The 16935-nt window shown below is 70.0% G+C and carries 16 protein-coding genes; 9 read left to right on the top strand and 7 right to left on the bottom strand.

Annotated elements, in window-relative coordinates; translation table 11 throughout:
* Window positions 1–54: 54 nt before the first annotated feature.
* The 3 genes from ACZ39I_RS33350 (at window position 55) to hemC (ending at window position 3013) form a co-directional block, all read left to right on the top strand.
* Window positions 55–831, top strand: a complete 777-nt coding sequence (locus ACZ39I_RS33350) for an NPP1 family protein (RefSeq protein ID WP_467248656.1) — start codon at window positions 55–57, stop codon at window positions 829–831.
* Window positions 832–935: 104 nt separating this feature from the next.
* Window positions 936–1961 (top strand): questin oxidase family protein, encoded by a 1026-nt coding sequence (locus ACZ39I_RS33355; RefSeq protein ID WP_467248657.1) that lies wholly within the window; start codon window positions 936–938, stop codon window positions 1959–1961.
* A 116-nt stretch (window positions 1962–2077) separates the two neighbouring features.
* Window positions 2078–3013, top strand: coding sequence for a hydroxymethylbilane synthase (gene hemC, locus ACZ39I_RS33360; RefSeq protein ID WP_467248658.1), 936 nt, complete (start codon window positions 2078–2080; stop codon window positions 3011–3013).
* A 13-nt stretch (window positions 3014–3026) separates the two neighbouring features.
* Here the strand turns inward: hemC and ACZ39I_RS33365 are convergent, their stop codons facing one another.
* The 4 genes from ACZ39I_RS33365 to ACZ39I_RS33380 all read right to left on the bottom strand — a co-directional run bounded on the left by ACZ39I_RS33365 (window position 3027) and on the right by ACZ39I_RS33380 (window position 5819).
* Window positions 3027–3542, bottom strand: coding sequence for a hypothetical protein (locus ACZ39I_RS33365; protein ID WP_467248659.1), 516 nt, complete (start codon window positions 3540–3542; stop codon window positions 3027–3029).
* 192 nt (window positions 3543–3734) lie between these two features.
* Window positions 3735–4586 carry an ABC transporter permease gene (locus tag ACZ39I_RS33370; protein WP_467248660.1) on the bottom strand — a complete coding sequence of 284 codons (852 nt, stop codon included), beginning with the start codon at window positions 4584–4586 and terminating at the stop codon, window positions 3735–3737.
* Entirely contained in the window at window positions 4546–5367 is an 822-nt protein-coding gene (locus tag ACZ39I_RS33375; protein WP_467248661.1) for an ABC transporter ATP-binding protein, read from the bottom strand. Before ACZ39I_RS33375 ends, ACZ39I_RS33370 begins: the two co-directional genes overlap by 41 nt.
* The gene (locus tag ACZ39I_RS33380; RefSeq protein ID WP_467248662.1) at window positions 5364–5819 is read right to left on the bottom strand and encodes a MarR family winged helix-turn-helix transcriptional regulator; all 456 of its coding nucleotides are present in this window, start codon (window positions 5817–5819) and stop codon (window positions 5364–5366) included. Before ACZ39I_RS33380 ends, ACZ39I_RS33375 begins: the two co-directional genes overlap by 4 nt.
* Window positions 5820–6060: 241 nt before the next feature.
* Here ACZ39I_RS33380 and ACZ39I_RS33385 point away from each other — a divergent pair, with 241 nt between their 5' ends.
* Window positions 6061–6849 carry an RNA polymerase sigma factor SigF gene (locus tag ACZ39I_RS33385; protein WP_352389857.1) on the top strand — a complete coding sequence of 263 codons (789 nt, stop codon included), beginning with the start codon at window positions 6061–6063 and terminating at the stop codon, window positions 6847–6849.
* 29 nt (window positions 6850–6878) lie between these two features.
* On the opposite strand, the gene ACZ39I_RS33390 is transcribed toward ACZ39I_RS33385, so the two are convergent.
* Window positions 6879–7211 carry an ANTAR domain-containing protein gene (locus ACZ39I_RS33390; RefSeq protein WP_352389858.1) on the bottom strand — a complete coding sequence of 111 codons (333 nt, stop codon included), beginning with the start codon at window positions 7209–7211 and terminating at the stop codon, window positions 6879–6881.
* Window positions 7212–7381: 170 nt separating this feature from the next.
* On the opposite strand from ACZ39I_RS33390, the gene ACZ39I_RS33395 reads away from it, so the two are divergent.
* Window positions 7382–8185: a VOC family protein gene (locus ACZ39I_RS33395; RefSeq protein WP_467248758.1), complete on the top strand. Its 804-nt coding sequence runs from the start codon at window positions 7382–7384 to the stop codon at window positions 8183–8185.
* 363 nt (window positions 8186–8548) lie between these two features.
* Here ACZ39I_RS33395 and glgX read toward each other — a convergent pair whose 3' ends face one another.
* Window positions 8549–10645: a glycogen debranching protein GlgX gene (gene glgX / locus ACZ39I_RS33400; RefSeq protein ID WP_467248759.1), complete on the bottom strand. Its 2097-nt coding sequence runs from the start codon at window positions 10643–10645 to the stop codon at window positions 8549–8551.
* Window positions 10646–10689: 44 nt separating this feature from the next.
* Window positions 10690–11184 (bottom strand): pep a2, encoded by a 495-nt coding sequence (locus ACZ39I_RS33405; RefSeq protein WP_352389860.1) that lies wholly within the window; start codon window positions 11182–11184, stop codon window positions 10690–10692.
* A 295-nt stretch (window positions 11185–11479) separates the two neighbouring features.
* Between ACZ39I_RS33405 and ACZ39I_RS33410 the strand changes: the two genes are divergently transcribed.
* The 4 genes from ACZ39I_RS33410 to ACZ39I_RS33425 all read left to right on the top strand — a co-directional run bounded on the left by ACZ39I_RS33410 (window position 11480) and on the right by ACZ39I_RS33425 (window position 16932).
* Window positions 11480–11779, top strand: coding sequence for a DUF5133 domain-containing protein (locus tag ACZ39I_RS33410; protein WP_451473639.1), 300 nt, complete (start codon window positions 11480–11482; stop codon window positions 11777–11779).
* 73 nt (window positions 11780–11852) lie between these two features.
* Window positions 11853–13829: an alpha-1,4-glucan--maltose-1-phosphate maltosyltransferase gene (locus ACZ39I_RS33415; RefSeq protein ID WP_467248663.1), complete on the top strand. Its 1977-nt coding sequence runs from the start codon at window positions 11853–11855 to the stop codon at window positions 13827–13829.
* Window positions 13826–15544 (top strand): maltose alpha-D-glucosyltransferase, encoded by a 1719-nt coding sequence (gene treS / locus ACZ39I_RS33420; protein WP_467248664.1) that lies wholly within the window; start codon window positions 13826–13828, stop codon window positions 15542–15544. The genes ACZ39I_RS33415 and treS overlap by 4 nt, the downstream gene beginning before the upstream one ends.
* 26 nt (window positions 15545–15570) lie before the next feature.
* Window positions 15571–16932 (top strand): maltokinase N-terminal cap-like domain-containing protein, encoded by a 1362-nt coding sequence (locus ACZ39I_RS33425; protein WP_467248665.1) that lies wholly within the window; start codon window positions 15571–15573, stop codon window positions 16930–16932.
* The last annotated feature ends 3 nt before the right edge of the window (window positions 16933–16935 follow it).

A 16935-nucleotide genomic window follows, 5' to 3' on the forward strand; every position in this document is an offset into this window, starting at 1 on the left:
ACCCCCAGTAACCCCACAGCCGTTGGGCTGCGCCCGGATCACGAGGAGGACGCAGTGGCGTCACCGTCGTTCAAGAAGCACCGCACGAGATGGTTCACCGGCCTGGCCGGCGCCGCCGCGCTCGTCGTCGCCTTCCCCTCCGCCGCGTTCGCCGCCCCGCCCAAGGCGCTGCCCGCCAACGCCGAGAGTGCCGAGTACACCTACCAGCCGGCCTTCGACTACGACACGGACGGCTGCTACTCGACGCCCGCCATCGGCCCCGACGGCACGATCAACGGCGGTCTGAACCCGACGGGTTCACTCAGCGGCGAGTGCCATGACGCCTCGGACCTGGACAACACCAACACGTACTCGCGCTACAAGTGCAACAACGGCTGGTGCGCCTACATGTACGGCCTGTACTTCGAGAAGGACCAGGCCGTGGCGAACAGCAGCATCGGCGGGCACCGGCACGACTGGGAGCACGTCGTGATCTGGGTGCAGAACGGCACGATCCAGTACGTGTCGACGTCCGCCCACGGAGGGTTCACGGTGAGCGCGACCTCCGGCGTCCGCTTCGACGGCACGCACGCCAAGATCGTCTACCACAAGGACGGCGTCCGAACGCACTGCTTCCGGCTGGCCAACTCCAACGACGAGCCGCCGGAGAACGCCAAGGGCACCTGGCAGTACCCGCCGCTGGTCGGCTGGAACGGCTATCCGTCGGGACTGCGCGACAAGCTGAGCGCCTACGACTTCGGCAGCGCCAACTTCGGTCTCAAGGACGCCAACTTCGCCGCCCACCTGACGTCGGCCAAGCCGTCGGGGATCTCGTTCGACCCCAACGCCTGACCCGGTGACACGATCGGGCGCCGGCGGACCTAGGCCCCCCGCTCCCGCGGGTTCCGTCCCGCGCCCGATCCCCGCCGGGCCGCCCCCGGCATAGCGTGCTTTTCATGGACACGATCGATACGAGCGACACCAGCGGGTACCTCGAAGAGGCCCTGGACCGCGTCCACGTGGCGGGCCCGGAGCGAGAGGGCTGGCTGAGCAACCACGCCCCCATGGTGGTCGAGGCGCTCGCCGCACACGGACAGGCCGGCTCGGTGCACCGCTGGCTGGACCTGTACCGGGACAAGCTGGAGGACTTCCCCGACCGCACCGCCCCGGTCACGGACGCCAACTGGCCCTCGGCACTGGGTGATCCGCGCCGGATAACGGACTGGACCGACTATTTCTCCCGCACGCTCGCCGAGTGCCCGTGGCAGGACGTCCTCGCCGAATGGTGGCCGCGCCTGCTGCCGGGCATGTACGGCGGTGCCACGCACACCGTCATCCGGGTCGGCCACGCCGTCCGCGCCCTGGCGGCCCACGAGAACGCACCCCGGGTCACCGAACTCGCGCACGCGCTGGGCTACTGGGCGGCACGGCACCAGCCCGTGACCGGGTTCGTGGAACTGCCGGGCGCGACGAGGGCCGCGGAAGCCCTGGAAGCCGTACCGGCCATCGAGCCGGGGCACCTGGGATTCCTGAACCGCCTGTCCGCCGTACGCCGACTGCCCGTGTGGGCGCACGACGTCACCGACCCGGACATCGCGAAGGAACGGCTCACCGAACTCGTCCGCGCCGCGACCCACCGCTACGCCACCCACGGCCACGGCGAGCCGACCATGCTCGTACACGCGGCCACGGCCCCCAACGCCGTGCTGCGGACCCTCGATTCCCTGCCCCGCGACCAGTGGGTGCCGAGCCTGCACGCGGCCTGGACGGCGTCGGCCGCGGTCACGGCGATGTACGCGCCGACGGCACCGGTCGCCTACGTCCCTCCCGCGCGCCTGACTCCCGAGGAGGTGGTGGAGCGAGCGCTCGCCCACGGCGACGAACACGTCATCAAGCTCACCGACACAGCCCTGGACGTCGGCGACGAGCAGGCTCTCGCGGCCGCCCTGCGCTCGGTCGAACTCAGCGAGCCGCTCACCTGAGGCCTGCGCGGAGGCTCTGGTGGACGCGTCCGCCCCGGGCAAAAGATGCGCTACTGCTTACCCATTGGCCCCGGAGCGCCAAACGCCGAACCTCCGCAGGGTCTATCGTGTCCCGCATGTCCCTCCCGGAACTGATCCGCATCGTCTCCCGTGACTCGCCGATGGCGTTGGCCCAAGTGGAGCGTGTCAGAAGCGAGTTGGCGTCCCTCTACCCCGGTTTGCGCACCGAGGTCGTGCCGGTGAAGACGACCGGGGACAAGTGGATGGGCGACCTGTCCAAGGTCGAGGGCAAGGGCGCGTTCACCAAGGAGGTCGACGCCGCGCTGCTGGCCGGCGAGGCCGATCTCGCGGTGCACTGCGTGAAGGATGTCCCCGCCGACCGGCCGCTCCCGGCGGGCACCACGTTCGCGGCGTTCCTGAAGCGGGACGACGTCCGCGACGCCCTGATCCACCCGGGCGGCCTCACTCTGGACGAACTCCCGGAGGGCACCCGCATCGGCACCTCCTCGGTGCGCCGCGTGGCCCAGTTGGCCGCCACTCACCCGCACCTGGAGTGCGTCCCGTTCCGCGGCAACGCCAACCGGCGGCTGGCGAAGCTGGCAGCGGGTGAAGCCGACGCGCTGCTGCTCGCGGTCGCCGGCCTGGAGCGCATCGGCCGCGAGGACGTGATCAGCGAGATCCTCTCCCCCGAGACGATGATGCCGCCGATCGGCGCGGGCATCCTCGCGCTCCAGTGCCGGGAGGGCGACACCGAGCTGATCGAGGCGGTCGGCGCCCTGGGAGACCCGGACACCTTCCGGGAAGCCACCGCCGAGCGCATGTTCCTGCACGTTCTGCAGGGCCACTGCAACAGCCCCATCGCGGGGTACGCGCGCGTGGACCACGCCGGCGAACTCTCCCTGCGGGCCTGTGTGTTCACCCCGGACGGCAAGACGCGGCTGAACGCCCACGAGTGGGCGGGCCGCCTCGACCCGGCCACGCTGGGCACCTCGATCGCGGTGGCGCTGCTGCGTCAGGGTGCCCGCGAGATCATCGACGGCATCCCGCACTGAGGCCCACGCGGGATCAGGAGGTGCCCTCTTCGGCCTGGTCCCGCAGGAAGTTGCTGATCTGGCAGGCCAGGCCCTCGCGGCCCACGCCCACGTGCGAGGCGCCCTCGTCGAGTCCGATGCCGCCCGCCCACAGCCGGCGGTCGGCCCACTCGTCGTCGACCCGCAGTTGGATCTGCACGTCGATCTGGTTCAGGCTCGCCTCCGGTCCCGCCGCGAACAGTACGGCGGTGGCGCGGCGCAGCGGATAGACGTCGAAGCCCTCGATGAACTGCGAGTTGCGCCAGTCGATGAAGGCGCTCTCGCCGTCCGGGCCGATCCGCACGTCGATCTGGCCGTCCTCGAGATGGACGGTCGGGTGAAGGTCCCCGCGGTTCTCGACGGTCACCCGGACGCTGAAATAGGTGAGCCCTTCGGCGGCGTCGTCGCGTCCACGCGGCGGCTCGGCCGCCTCCAGACGGTGGACGCGGACGCGCAGACCGGCATGCTCGTCGTACTCCTGCCAGTCCCCGACCACGTTCGGCTCGTACACAGTGCACCCCATCGACCTCAGAGAGCTGCTTCCTATCTGTGTGCTCAATGCACTGTCAAATGAGCAGAATGCGCTGTGGCCAGGTACTTCACCCCCTTTGATCGCTGATCAAGCCGTGCGCAGGAAGAATCCGCCAGGCGGCCGGAAAAATCCTTCCACGGGCGTGCCGCACATCACGTTCCGCACGCATGATCAACGGGCCAGTCGGCCGAGGAGCGAGGAGGCCGCGGTGATGCCGAGCGCGGCGGCCACGGCCAGCACCCCGAAGTCGAGCGCCAGATGGGCGGGCGTGCCGAGGAGAAGGCCCCGCAGGGCGTCGACTTCGTAGCTCAGCGGGTTCACCTTGCTGACGGCCTGGAGCCAGCCCGGCATGACGGACAGCGGGTACAGGGCGTTGGAGCCGAAGAACAGCGGCATGGTGATGGCCTGCCCGATGCCCATCAGGCGGTCCCTGCTGAGCACGATGCCGGCGATGGTCATCGACAGGCAGGAGAAGAACGCCGAGCCGAGGATCACGATCGCGCCGACGCCGAGGAGCTTGAGCGGGTTCCAGGTCAGGGACACCCCGAGGAGGGCGGCGATGACGATCACGACGACCGCCTGGATCAGCGACTTCACGCCGGCCGCGAAGGCCTTCCCGGTGGTCAGTGCCGAGCGCGGGGTGGGCGTGACCAGGAGTTTGTTGAGGATGCCTGCGTCCCGCTCCCAGATGATCTGGATGCCGTAGAAGATCGCGATGAACATCGCCGACTGGGCGATGATGCCGGGTGCCAGATAGTCGATGTAGGGGATGCCCTGGGTGGGGATCGCCTTGATGCGGGTGAAGGTCTGGCCGAAGATCAGCAGCCACAGGGCGGGCTGGACCGCGCGGGTATAGAGCTCGGTGCGGTCGTGGCGGAGTTTCTGGAGCTCGACGGCGCACATCGCCACGACCCGGGCGGGCAGCAGCCGCCAGCCCGCGCGGGGCTCCGGCGGGCAGAGCAGCAGGCTGATGGAGCGGGGGTCAGCCGACACGGTTCGCGGTGCGGCGGGTGCTTCGGACATCGCGGAAATCCCCTCCTTCGTCTTCGAGTCCGCTGCCGGCGACGTCACGGAAGACGTCCTCCAGGGTCGGCAGGGCGTCGGTGCCCCGCTTCTCGGCCAGTGACCGCCTGAGTTCGACGGGGGTGCCGAGGGCGCGGACGCGGCCGCGGTGCATGAGGCCGACCCGGTCGCAGTACTGGTCGGCCTCGTCCATGTAGTGGGTGGTCACGAGGACGGTCATGCCGGTCGCCTCGCGTACGGCGTTGATGTGCTCCCACACACCGGTGCGGGCGATGGGGTCGAGGCCGATGGTCGGCTCGTCGAGGATCAGCAGCCGGGGCGCGCTGACCAGGGCCTGGGCGAGTTCGAGGCGGCGGACCATGCCACCGGAGTAGGTGCCGGCGAGCCGGTCGGCGGCGTCGGTGAGGTCGACGGCGGCCAGGGCCTGGGCGACCCGCTCGGCGCGTTCCTTGCGGGCGACGTCGAAGACGCGGGCGAACAGGGTGACGTTCTCCCGGCCGGTCAGGTTGGCGTCGGCGGACAGCTGCTGGGGGACGTAGCCGAGCAGACGGCGTACGGCCATCGGATCGGCGGCGGTGTCGCGGCCGAACACGTGGATCATGCCTGCCGGGACGGGGAGCAGGGTGGTGATGCAGCGGATGGCGGTGGTCTTGCCGGCGCCGTTGGGGCCGAGCAGTCCGAAGACCTCACCTTCCGCGACGGTCAGGTCCAGAGCGTCCACGGCCTTCGTGTCACCGAAGGCGTAGGTCAGCCCCGTGCAGGAAACAGCTTCGGGTGTCATGCGTCCTCGGCCTCCTCGTGCAGAGTGACGGCGAGCGCGCGCAGGGCGGGGAGCGCGGCGCGCAGGGCCTCCTGATCGGCCGCGTCCAGCCGGGTGACGTGCCGGCTCACGAGCGCGACCCGACGGTGCTTCCAGTCCCTGAGCCGCGCCTCGGCCTTCTCGGTGAGCAGCAGCCGGGCGGCGCGCCGGTCGGCGGGGTCGGTCTCGCGGACCAGGTGGCCCTCCTTGACCAGCTGGTTGACCAGGGTCGAGACGGAGTTCCCGGCCAGCGACAGCTCCTTGGCTGCGTCGGAGACGCCGATGCCGGGCCGTGACTGGACCAGGCGCAGCAGTTCGACCTCGGCGCCGCGCAGCCGTGGCACGGTCAGTCCGGCGCGCAGCCTGCGCCTGAGCAGCCGCTGGACGCCGACGAGGGCGTCGGCCAGCTCTTCGGGGAAGGTCTCTTCGTCCACACCACCGAGATTACCTCTGAGTCAGAGGTAATCTCTCCCAAGGACCGGTCAAGCACATACGTGATGATTGGCCTATTTGTTTCATTTCATCCGAGAGCGGGAATCCACTCAGAAGTGCTTCGGACATGAGGCACGTCCGTGGGAGCCCCACCGAGCGGCCCCGGATGTCTCGTTGCAGGTCCGAGTGCGCGCTCCTCCCACGATGTCTGTCCATCCAGCACCGCTCAGGGAGGTGCGCGACATGTCCGTCGCCACCAGAACAAAGCCGCATCCGCACGACGACGCCCCCGACACCAACGCGGCGTTCGAGCGCATGGCCCAGCTGCCCGACGGTCCGGAGCGCAAGGTTCTGCGGGACGAGCTCATAGAACTCTGGCTGCCGATGGCCGAACGGATCGCCGTCCGCTTCCGCGGCCGCGGGGAGTCCCTCGAAGACCTCTACCAGGTGGCCGCCCTGGGGCTCGTCAAGGCGGTCGACCACTACGACCCGGCGCGCGGCAGCGCCTTCGAGGCGTACGCGGTGCCCACCGTGACCGGCGAGATCAAGCGGCACTTCCGCGACCACATGTGGACGCTGCACGTGCCGCGCCGGGTGCAGGACCTGCGCAACCGGGTGCGGCAGGCATCGAAGGAACTGTCCCAGGTCGCCGGCCGGACGCCCACCGTCGCCGAGATCGCCGAGCGGGCGCATCTGACCGAGGACGAGGTGCGCACCGGCGCGGAGGCCCTGGACTGCTTCTCGGCGCTGTCGCTGGAGGCGGAGATGCCCGGCACCGACGGCTACGCCCTGGGCGACGCGCTGGGCGGCCCGGATCCCGGCTACGACGTGGTCGTCGACCGTGTGGCCATCGGGCCCTGCCTCAAGGCCCTGCCGGAGCGTGAGCGGACCATCCTGTACCTGCGCTTCTTCCGGGGCATGACCCAGAGCGGAATCGCCGAGGAACTCGGCATCTCGCAGATGCATGTCTCCCGGCTGCTCAGCACGTGCTTCGCGCACCTGCGCGAGGAGGTCCTGGCCGACGCCGACTGAGCCCTCGGGGCGCAGTCACTCAGGAGGAGTCACTCGGACGAAGCCCCGGGGACCTGTGTGGGGCCGTACCGGTCGAGAGCCTCTTCGAGCTCCACGCGGATCTCCCTGGGGATCTCTCCGGACCGTGCCCAGATGAGGATCAGCTCCGCGACATTGCGCAGCTTGATGTTCGTGTGCTGGGAGACGTCCTTCAGTACTTCCCAGCCCTCGTCCGGGGTGATCCTGCCGAGCGCGACGACCATGCCGATGGCCTGGTCCACGACGGCGTGGGAGGCGACCGCTTCCTTGAGCTGGCCGATCTCCTCCTGCAGCGCGAAGATCCGGTCCGACTCGTCGGCGGGTTCGCTCGGTACGACTGGCACGCTTCCATCCTGTCACCCGGACGGGTCCGCGCCACCGGGGCGGAGGCGAACGGGGCCACCGTTTCGGCGGTGTCCCCGGGGTACTCGGCAGGCGCCCGAGGTGGTTCCGGACGGACACTGGGCGAAGACCGGCCGGTGGCCGCCGGCCGACGAGAGCGGACATGACTGCCATGAACCACGATCCGAGACATCCCGCCGCGACCGCGGACGTCGTCTCCACCCACCATGTGTTCGGCGCCCCCTGCTGGGTGAGCCTGACCAGCCGCGACCAGCAGGCCACGGAGGACTTCTACGGGGCCGTCCTCGGCTGGGAGTGGAAGCCCGCGAAGCTCGGTGAGCGCTTCCGGGTCGCGCTGGCGGACGGCACGCCGGTCGCCGGGATCGCTGCGGTGGCGTCGATGTGGCAGATGGCGGTGGCCTGGACGCCGTACTTCGCGGTGCCCAGCGCGGACGAGGCGGCGGCCCGCGTGCAGGAACGCGGCGGCACGCTGGCGGTCGGCCCGCTGTCCTTCCCGCCGGGGCGGGCGGCTCTGCTCTCCGACCGTGACGGAGCGACCTTCGGCGTCTGGGAGGGTGATCTCGTCGCCAGCTGGGAGATGTGGCACCGGGCCCAGCCGGCTTTCGTACGACTGCACACCCGCGACGCGTTCGACGCCGCGATCTTCTACGGCGAGGTCCTCGACTGGGCGACTGAGCGCCCCGAGTGCTGCGAGGTCCGCTACGAGGGCGGCGAGGTGGTGCTGCGCAGCCGGGGTGACGTGGTGGCGCGCATCGAGTCGGGGGCGCTGGGCTCGGCCCCCGACCCCGCGATCCGGCCGCACTGGCAGGTCCACTTCGCGGTCGCGGACGTCGCGGCCTGCGCCAAGGCGGCGGAGGTCCACGGCGGCAGCGTCCTCTCCCACGACACCACCGAGGCCGTCCTGCGCGACCCCGACGGAGCTCAGTTCACCGTGACCTCACGCCGCACACGCTGAAGACGGACGCCCGCGTCCCGCCGCACACCGGTCACAGACATCGCGGCCCACCCCAAAGCGTCAAGACCCACGCACGAGACCACCGAAGCCGACCTGCGCGACCCCCACGGCGCCCAGTTCACCGTGACCTCACGCCGCACACGCTGAAGACGGACGCCCGCGTCCCGCCGCACACCGGTCACAGACATCGCGGCCCACCCCAAGGCCGTCGACACCCCACAGCGTCCCCGAAGCCGCCCCCTGCACACCCCCGCCCCTCATGCCGTCGCGGATGTCGTGGCCTGGGCCAAGACCGCCGGGGTCCACGGCTCGGCGCCCCGTTCACCGCCTGCGATGAGGCGAGGGGGCGCCGGAGCTCTGCCTTCAGGTGGTCGCGCGGGACGGTCTCGACAGGAGTACCAGGCTGCGGGCCTCGACCGTCATCTCCGTGCCCGCCTTGTGTTCGGCCTCGTCGGAGCCCTGGGGTTCGGCCGTGTCGAGGACGGTCGTCCAGCGTTCGCCGTAGGCGGGGTCCGGCAGCCGGAAGTCGACGGGCTCCCAGTGGCCGTTCAGCAGCAGCAGGAACGAGTCGTCGACCACCCGGTTGCCCCGCGCGTCGGGTTCGGCGATGGCGTCGCCGTTGAGGAAGACGCCGACCGCGTGCGCGTCGGAGCGCTGCCAGTCCGCCTCGGCCATCTCGCGGGCGTCCGGCAGCAGCCAGACCAGGTCGGGCAGCGGCTGCCCCGCGTGCGTCACGGTCTCCCCTCGGAAGAACCGGCGCCTGCGCAGCACGGGATGCGCCGCGCGCAGGCCGATCACGTACCGAGTGAAGTCGGCGAGTTCACGCTGTTCTTGACTCAACTCCCAGTCGATCCAGGACACTTCGTTGTCCTGGCAGTAGGCGTTGTTGTTGCCGCCCTGCGTGCGGCCGAGTTCGTCGCCGTGACAGAGCATCGGAATGCCCTGCGAGAGCAGCAGGGTGGCGAGGAAGTTGCGCTGCTGGCGGGCCCGCAGCTCCAGGACGGCGGGGTCGTCGGTCTCCCCCTCGGCCCCGCAGTTCCAGGACCGGTTGGTGCTCTCGCCGTCCTGACCGTCCTCCCCGTTGGCCTCGTTGTGCTTGTCGTTGTAGGAGACGAGGTCACGCAGGGTGAAACCGTCGTGCGCGGTCACGAAGTTGACGCTCGCACGCGGGCGCCGCCGGCTGTGCTGGTACAGGTCGGAGGAGCCGGTCAGCCGGGAGGCGAACTCGCCGAGCGTGTGCGGCTCGCCGCGCCAGAAGTCCCGTACGGCGTCCCGGTACATGCCGTTCCACTCCGACCACAGCGGCGGGAAGTTGCCGACCTGGTAGCCGCCCTCCCCCACGTCCCACGGCTCGGCGATCAGCTTGACGCGACTGATCACCGGGTCCTGCTGGATGAGGTCGAAGAACGCCGACAGCCGGTCCACCTCGTGGAACTGCCGGGCCAGCGTGGCCGCCAGGTCGAAGCGGAAACCGTCGACGTGCATCTCGGTCACCCAGTACCTGAGCGAGTCCATGATCAGCTGGAGCACGTAGGGATGCCGCATCAGCAGGCTGTTCCCGGTGCCGGTGGTGTCGTAGTAGTGCTCCCAGTCGCCGTCCACCAGCCGGTAGTAGGAGGCGTTGTCGATGCCCCGGAAGGAGAGCGTGGGCCCCTTCTCGTTGCCCTCGGCCGTGTGGTTGTAGACGACGTCGAGGATGACTTCCAGGCCGGCCGCGTGCAGCGCCTTCACCATCGCCTTGAACTCGGTGACCTGCTGGCCCCGGGTGCCGTGGGCGGCGTAGGCGTTGTGAGGCGCGAAGAAGCCGATCGTGTTGTAGCCCCAGTAGTTGGCGAGGCCGCGGTCCTGGAGCACCCCGTCCTGCACGAACTGGTGCACCGGCATCAGCTCGACGGCGGTCACGCCGAGCGAGGTCAGATGGTCGATCACCGCGGGGTGCGCGAGACCCGCGTAGGTGCCGCGCAGTTCCGGCGGGACGTTCGGGTGGGTGCGGGAGAGTCCGCGGACGTGGGCCTCGTAGATCACGCTGTCGGCATAGGGCCGCCGGGGCGGCCGGTCGTCGCCCCAGTCGAAGGCCGGGTCGGTGACCACGCCGAGCATGGTGTGCCCGGCGCTGTCCGCCTCGGGGGTGTACAGCGAGGGGTGGTTGACCACCTGCCCGTCCACCGCCTTGGCGTACGGGTCGAGGAGCAGCTTCGCCGGATCGCACCGATGGCCGAACGAGGGCTGCCAGGGGCCGTGCACCCGATAGCCGTACCGCTGCCCCGGTCCGACGCCGGGCACGTAGCCGTGCCACACGAAACCGTCGACCTCGGTCAGCGGGACGCCGGTGTGGGCGCCCCGCTCGTCGACCAGGACGAGTTCGACCCGCTCGGCTACCTCGCTGAACAGCGCGAAGTTGGTGCCCTCGCCGTCGAACGACGCCCCCAGCGGGTAGGGGTGCCCGCTCCAGGCCGGCACCCGCTTCCCGTTCTTGTGCGGCTTCTTCCTGGACGACGGCACGCTCAGCACCCGCCATCGGCAGTGGTGGCGGCCAGGACAGCGACCGGCATCTCGCGCGGCACCTGGAGCACCTCCCGCAGGGTGGGCTCGGGGGCCGTCGGCACGAGGGGGACGCGCTCGCCGGCGCGGGCCCGCTGCGAGAACCAGATCACCTTGCTGCCGGTGTCGGTGGCACAGCAGCCCCAGCCGTCGCTCATCGCGGCGATCCGCTCCAGGCAGGCGCGCAGATCCAGGTCCGGGCGCAGCTCGCTGTCGTTCCCGGCGACGGCGGTGATGAGGTGCTGGCCGTTCCACCACAGTTCGATCGAGGTGTTCTTGTCCCTCGCGTGCTCGTCGATGGCCTTCAGCAGCAGTTCGGCACCACTGCAGACGGGCTCGACCAGGGTCTCGAGGTCCCAGAGCCGTAGGTGGGCGGCCAGGATGCGCCTGACCTGTCCGACCCGTTCCGGGCTGACCTCCACGTCGAGGTGGTAGTAGCAGGGCACTGCGGTCTTCATCGTCACTCCTCACCGGCGAAGCTCCCGCTCCTCCCGGCCCCCGCGGGGCCGGGCCCCGAAACACAGAGCGTGAGCGCTGATCGCTTCAGAGTCACTCCAGCGTGGGAGAGCTACGCCATTCGTGCAACACGAGCGACTGGCGAGGTAGTTGAAGAACCAACAAGACGCTGGGTCGTCATCCATGCACCATGAGTGAAGATCTCTTGAATCCCGGATCTTCTTGAGCCCTGGATCTTCCCGAGCCCGGACCCTTCCGCGCCCTGGATCTTCCCGAGTCCGAAAGGTGAACGGCGCCATGCTGCTACCGGCCAAAGCCGAGGTCGCCCGGCAACTGCGGCGCTATCGCGCCTGGGAGCGCGTGATGCTCGCGTCCCCCACCGACCGCGATGTCCGGGCCACCTTCGAGGACTCGGGCTACACGCTGTGCGTGCTGATGGGCAAGCGCTGCGCGCGTGAGGCGGCCGAGGCCGCCGAGCGCTATCTGCGCAGCAGCGTGGTGGCCTACCTCCAGGAGCAGAGCGACCTCCCCCGCACGGGTGCCGTCGCGAGACGTGGTCCGCCGAGATCCGCGGAACGTTCCCCCGCGGGGAGGTAACCCTTCCGGCGCAGCTTCGATCCCCGGCCGGGCGCAGTCAGCGTCCGGCCTCGAGCACGGCGGAGGCGAGAGCATGAGTTCCACCCCGGTCATCGGCCGCATCCCGGTTCGGGACGTCCGCCCTGCCGTCGATTCCGGCAGGCGCCCGGCGAAGGCGGTCGTGGGAGAGACGTTCGAAGTCACCGCGACGGTGTTCCGCGAGGGCCATGACGCGGTCGCCGCGAATGTCGTCCTGACCGACCCGGAAGGGCGGCACGGCCCCTGGACGCCGATGCGGGAACTGGCCCCCGGCAGCGACCGCTGGGGCGCGGAGGTCACTCCGGACGTCGAGGGCCACTGGACGTATCGCGTCGAGGCCTGGAGCGATCCGGTCGGCACCTGGCGTCGCGTCGCCCGCATAAAGGTTCCTGCCGGTCTCGACACCGGGCTGGTCCTGGAGGAGGGCGCCGAGCTGTACACCCGCGCGGCCGCGGGGGTTCCGGAGGGACCGCAGCACGCGGTGCTGCTGGCCGCGGCGAAGACGCTCGCGGACGACTCCCTGCCGGTCGCCACCCGTCTGGCGGGGGCGCTTACGCCGGACGTGGACGCGGTGCTGGCACGGTATCCGCTGCGGGAGTTGATCACGGCGTCGGAGACGTTGCCGCTGCTGGTGGAGCGGGAGCGGGCGCTGTTCGGGTCGTGGTACGAGTTCTTCCCGCGTTCGGAGGGCACGCCGGAGCAGCCGCACGGCACGTTCCGTACCGCGGCCCGGCGGTTGCCGGCGATCGCCGCGATGGGTTTCGACGTGGTCTATCTGCCGCCGATCCATCCGATCGGCACGACGTTTCGCAAGGGCCGCAACAACACCCTGTCCGCGGGCCCGGACGATGTGGGCGTGCCGTGGGCGATCGGTTCGCCGGAGGGCGGGCATGACGCGGTCCACCCGGATCTGGGCACGATCGAGGACTTCGACTGGTTCGTGCAGGAGGCCAAGGGGCACGGTCTGGAGATCGCCCTGGACTTCGCCCTGCAGTGCTCCCCGGATCATCCGTGGGTGCACAAGCACCCGGAGTGGTTCCATCACCGGCCCGACGGCACCATCGCCTACGCGGAGAACCCGCCGAAGAAGTACCAGGACATCTACCCGATCGCCTTCGACGCCGACCTGGAGGGGCTGATCGCGGAGACGCTGCGGGTGCTGCGGCACTGGATGGACCACGGGGTGCGGATCTTCCGGGTGGACAACCCGCACACCAAGCCGGTCGTCTTCTGGGAGCGGGTGATCGCGGACATCAACGCCACCGACCCGGACGTGATCTTCCTGGCGGAGGCGTTCACCCGGCCGGCGATGATGCACACCCTGGCCCAGATCGGCTTCCAGCAGTCGTACACGTACTACACCTGGCGCACCACCAAGGAAGAGCTCACCGAGTACCTGACGGAACTGTCGGGTGAGGCGGCCTCCTACATGCGGCCGAACTTCTTCGCCAACACCCCCGACATCCTGCATGAATTCCTGCAGCACGGCGGCCGGCCGGCGTTCGCGCTGCGCGCCGTCCTGGCCGCCACCCTCTCGCCGACCTGGGGCATCTACTCCGGCTACGAACTGGCGGAGAACACCCCGTTGCGGGAGGGCAGCGAGGAGTACCTGGACTCGGAGAAGTACCAGCTCAAGGCCCGCGACTGGGACCGCGAGGACAGCCTCGCCCCCCTGATCACCCAGCTCAACACCAGCAGACGCCGCCACCCCGCCCTCCAGCACCTGCGGAACATCCGCTTCCACCACACCGACAACGACGCGGTCATCGCCTACAGCAAGCGCACCGGTGACGACACGGTCCTGGTGGTCGTGAACCTCGATCCGCACCACACCCAGGAGGCCACGGTCTCGTTGGACATGCCGCAACTCGGCCTGGAATGGCACGAGTCCCTGTCCGTCCACGACGAACTGACGGGTGAGACCTACCGCTGGAGCAGAAACAACTACGTGCGCTTGGAGCCCGGCCGGGCACCTGCGCATCTGTTCCAGGTCCAGAGGTCGGCACCGCAGATCGGAGGATCCACAGCGTGACTGTCAACGAGCCCGTCCACGACACCTTCGAGGACACCCCGGCCAAGGACCGGGACCCCGACTGGTTCAAACGCGCGGTCTTCTACGAGGTGCTGGTCCGCTCCTTCCAGGACAGCAACGGCGACGGTGTCGGCGACCTCAAGGGCCTGACCGCCAAGCTGGACTATCTCCAGTGGCTCGGTGTCGACTGCCTGTGGCTGCCGCCGTTCTTCAAGTCACCGCTCCGGGACGGCGGCTACGACGTCGCCGACTACACCGCCGTGCTGCCGGAGTTCGGTGATCTCGCCGACTTCGTGGAGTTCGTCGACGCCGCCCACCAGCGCGGCATGCGGGTCATCATCGACTTCGTCATGAACCACACCAGCGACCAGCACCCGTGGTTCCAGGAGTCCCGCAGGGACCCCGACGGCCCCTACGGCGACTACTACATGTGGGCCGACGACGACAAGCAGTACCAGGACGCCCGGATCATCTTCGTCGACACCGAGGCGTCCAACTGGACCCACGACCCGGTCCGCGGCCAGTACTACTTCCACCGCTTCTTCTCCCACCAGCCGGACCTCAACTACGAAAACCCGGCCGTCCAGGAGGAGATCCTGGCCGCCCTCCGCTTCTGGCTCGACCTCGGCATCGACGGCTTCCGCCTCGACGCGGTGCCCTATCTGTACGCGGCCGAGGGCACCAACTGCGAGAACCTGCCCGCCACGCACCAGTTCCTGAAGCGGGTCCGCAAGGAGATCGACGCGATGTACCCGGACACTGTCCTCCTCGCGGAGGCGAACCAGTGGCCGGAGGACGTGGTCGACTACTTCGGCGACTACCAGGCCGGCGGCGACGAATGCCACATGGCGTTCCACTTCCCGGTCATGCCGCGCATCTTCATGGCGGTCCGCCGCGAGTCCCGCTACCCGGTCTCGGAAATCCTCGCCAAGACCCCGGCCATCCCGGCCAGCTGCCAGTGGGGCATCTTCCTGCGCAACCACGACGAGCTGACCCTGGAAATGGTCACCGACGAGGAACGCGACTACATGTGGGCCGAGTACGCCAAGGACCCGCGGATGCGCGCCAACATCGGCATCCGGCGCAGGCTCGCCCCCCTCCTCGACAACGACCGGGACACGATCGAGCTGTTCACCGCCCTGCTGCTGTCCCTGCCCGGCTCGCCGATCCTCTACTACGGCGACGAGATCGGCATGGGCGACAACATCTGGCTCGGCGACCGGGACGCGGTACGCACCCCGATGCAGTGGACCCCCGACCGCAACGCGGGCTTCTCGACTGCCGACCCGGGCCGGCTCAACCTGCCGATCATCATGGACCCGGTCTACGGGCATCAGGTCACCAACGTCGAGGCGTCGATGGCCTCGCCGTCCTCCCTGCTGCACTGGACCCGCCGGATGATCGAGATCCGCAAGCAGAACCCGGCGTTCGGTCTCGGCACCTTCACGGAGCTGCACTCCTCCAACCCCGCGGTGCTGGCCTTCCTGCGGGAGTACGAGGACGACCTGGTCCTTTGTGTGAACAACTTCTCCAGGTTCGCGCAGCCCACAGAACTGGATCTGCGCGCGTTCGACGGCCGGCACCCGGTCGAGCTGTTCGGCGGGGTGCGCTTCCCGGCCATCGGTGAACTGCCGTATCTGCTGACCCTCGGCGGGCACGGCTTCTACTGGTTCCGGCTCTCCCGAGTCGCATCCCGCATCGGCCGACGCCTTTGAGCGTGCCGACGAAAGGACGCGTCACCATGCCGAAGACCGCACCCCTCAGCCCGAGACCCGCGCCCGCGGCCGATCTCATGGCCTCGCTCGGCGACTTGCTGCGCCAATGGCTGCCGCGGCAGCGCTGGTTCGCGGGCAAGGACCGACCCGTGAGCGAGCTCGGCCTGCTGTCGATGACCGAGCTGTTCCCGGGCTGTCTGCATCTGCTGGTCCACACCGGTCACGGCGGGGTGCCCGCGCCCGGCGGCGGCGCCCCGGCGGGTGACTGCTACCAGTTGCTCCTCGGCGTGCGCAAACACCTCTCGCCGCGCCTGGGCCGTGCCCTCATCGGCCGTGCGGAGCAGGGCCCACTGGCCGGTCTCACGGTGTACGACGCCCTGCACGACCCGCGCTCGGCGCAACTGCTGCTGGAGCGGCTGCGGCATCCCGGCACGGCCGGCCCGCTGCGCTTCGAGCGCGCCCCCTCGGTGCCGGTGCCCGCCGGTCTCCCGCCACGGCTGCTGGAGGCCGAGCAGTCGAACACCTCGCTGGTGTACGGCGACGAGTTCATCCTGAAGCTCTTCCGCCGCATCCAGCCCGGCGTCAATCCGGACCTGGAGGTGCCGGTCGCGCTGGCCGGACAGGGCTGCCGCCGGGTGCCGGCGCCGGTCGCCTGGTTCCGGACCACGCATCCGCAGGAGGCCACGCTCGGCGTGCTCCAGCCGTATCTGCGCGACGCGTCCGACGGCTGGGCGCTGGCGCTCCAGGCGCTCGCCGCGGGTGACGACTTCACCGTGCAGGCGCACGAGCTGGGGCGGGCCATGGCGGAGGTGCACCTCGCGCTGGCCGCCGCCTTCCCCGGCAGCGGCCACGACGACAACGGCGCGACGGCGGCCGCGATGACCGAACGCCTGGACTCCGCCGCGCACAGCGTGCCGGCGCTGCGGCCGTTCGTCCCCGGTCTGCGCGGCGCCTTCGGCGCGCTCGCCACCTGCGACTCCGGGCCGCCCGCGCAGCGCGTCCACGGTGACCTGCACCTGGGTCAGGTGCTGCGCGCGGGCCGCGAGTGGTTCGTCATCGACTTCGAGGGCGAGCCGTCGCGCCCGCTCGCCGACCGGTGCGCCGCCCAGTCCCCGGTCCGGGACATCGCGGGCATGCTGCGCTCCTTCGACTACGCGGCCCGGCAGCGCCGGCCCTGGCGCCCGGAGTGGGCGCGCCGCTGCCGGGAGGCCTTCTGCGGGGGCTATGCCGCTCTCGCCGGATGGGATCCGCGCAAGAAACACGGACTGCTGCGCGCCTACGAGACCGACCGGGCCATTTACGAGGTCCTGTACGAAGCACGACACCGGCCGGACTGGCTGCCCGTGCCCATGGCGGCGATCGAACGCCTCGCCGTGAGAGGAGACTGAGCC

The sequence above is a fragment of the Streptomyces sp. NPDC024687 genome (assembly GCF_055559055.1).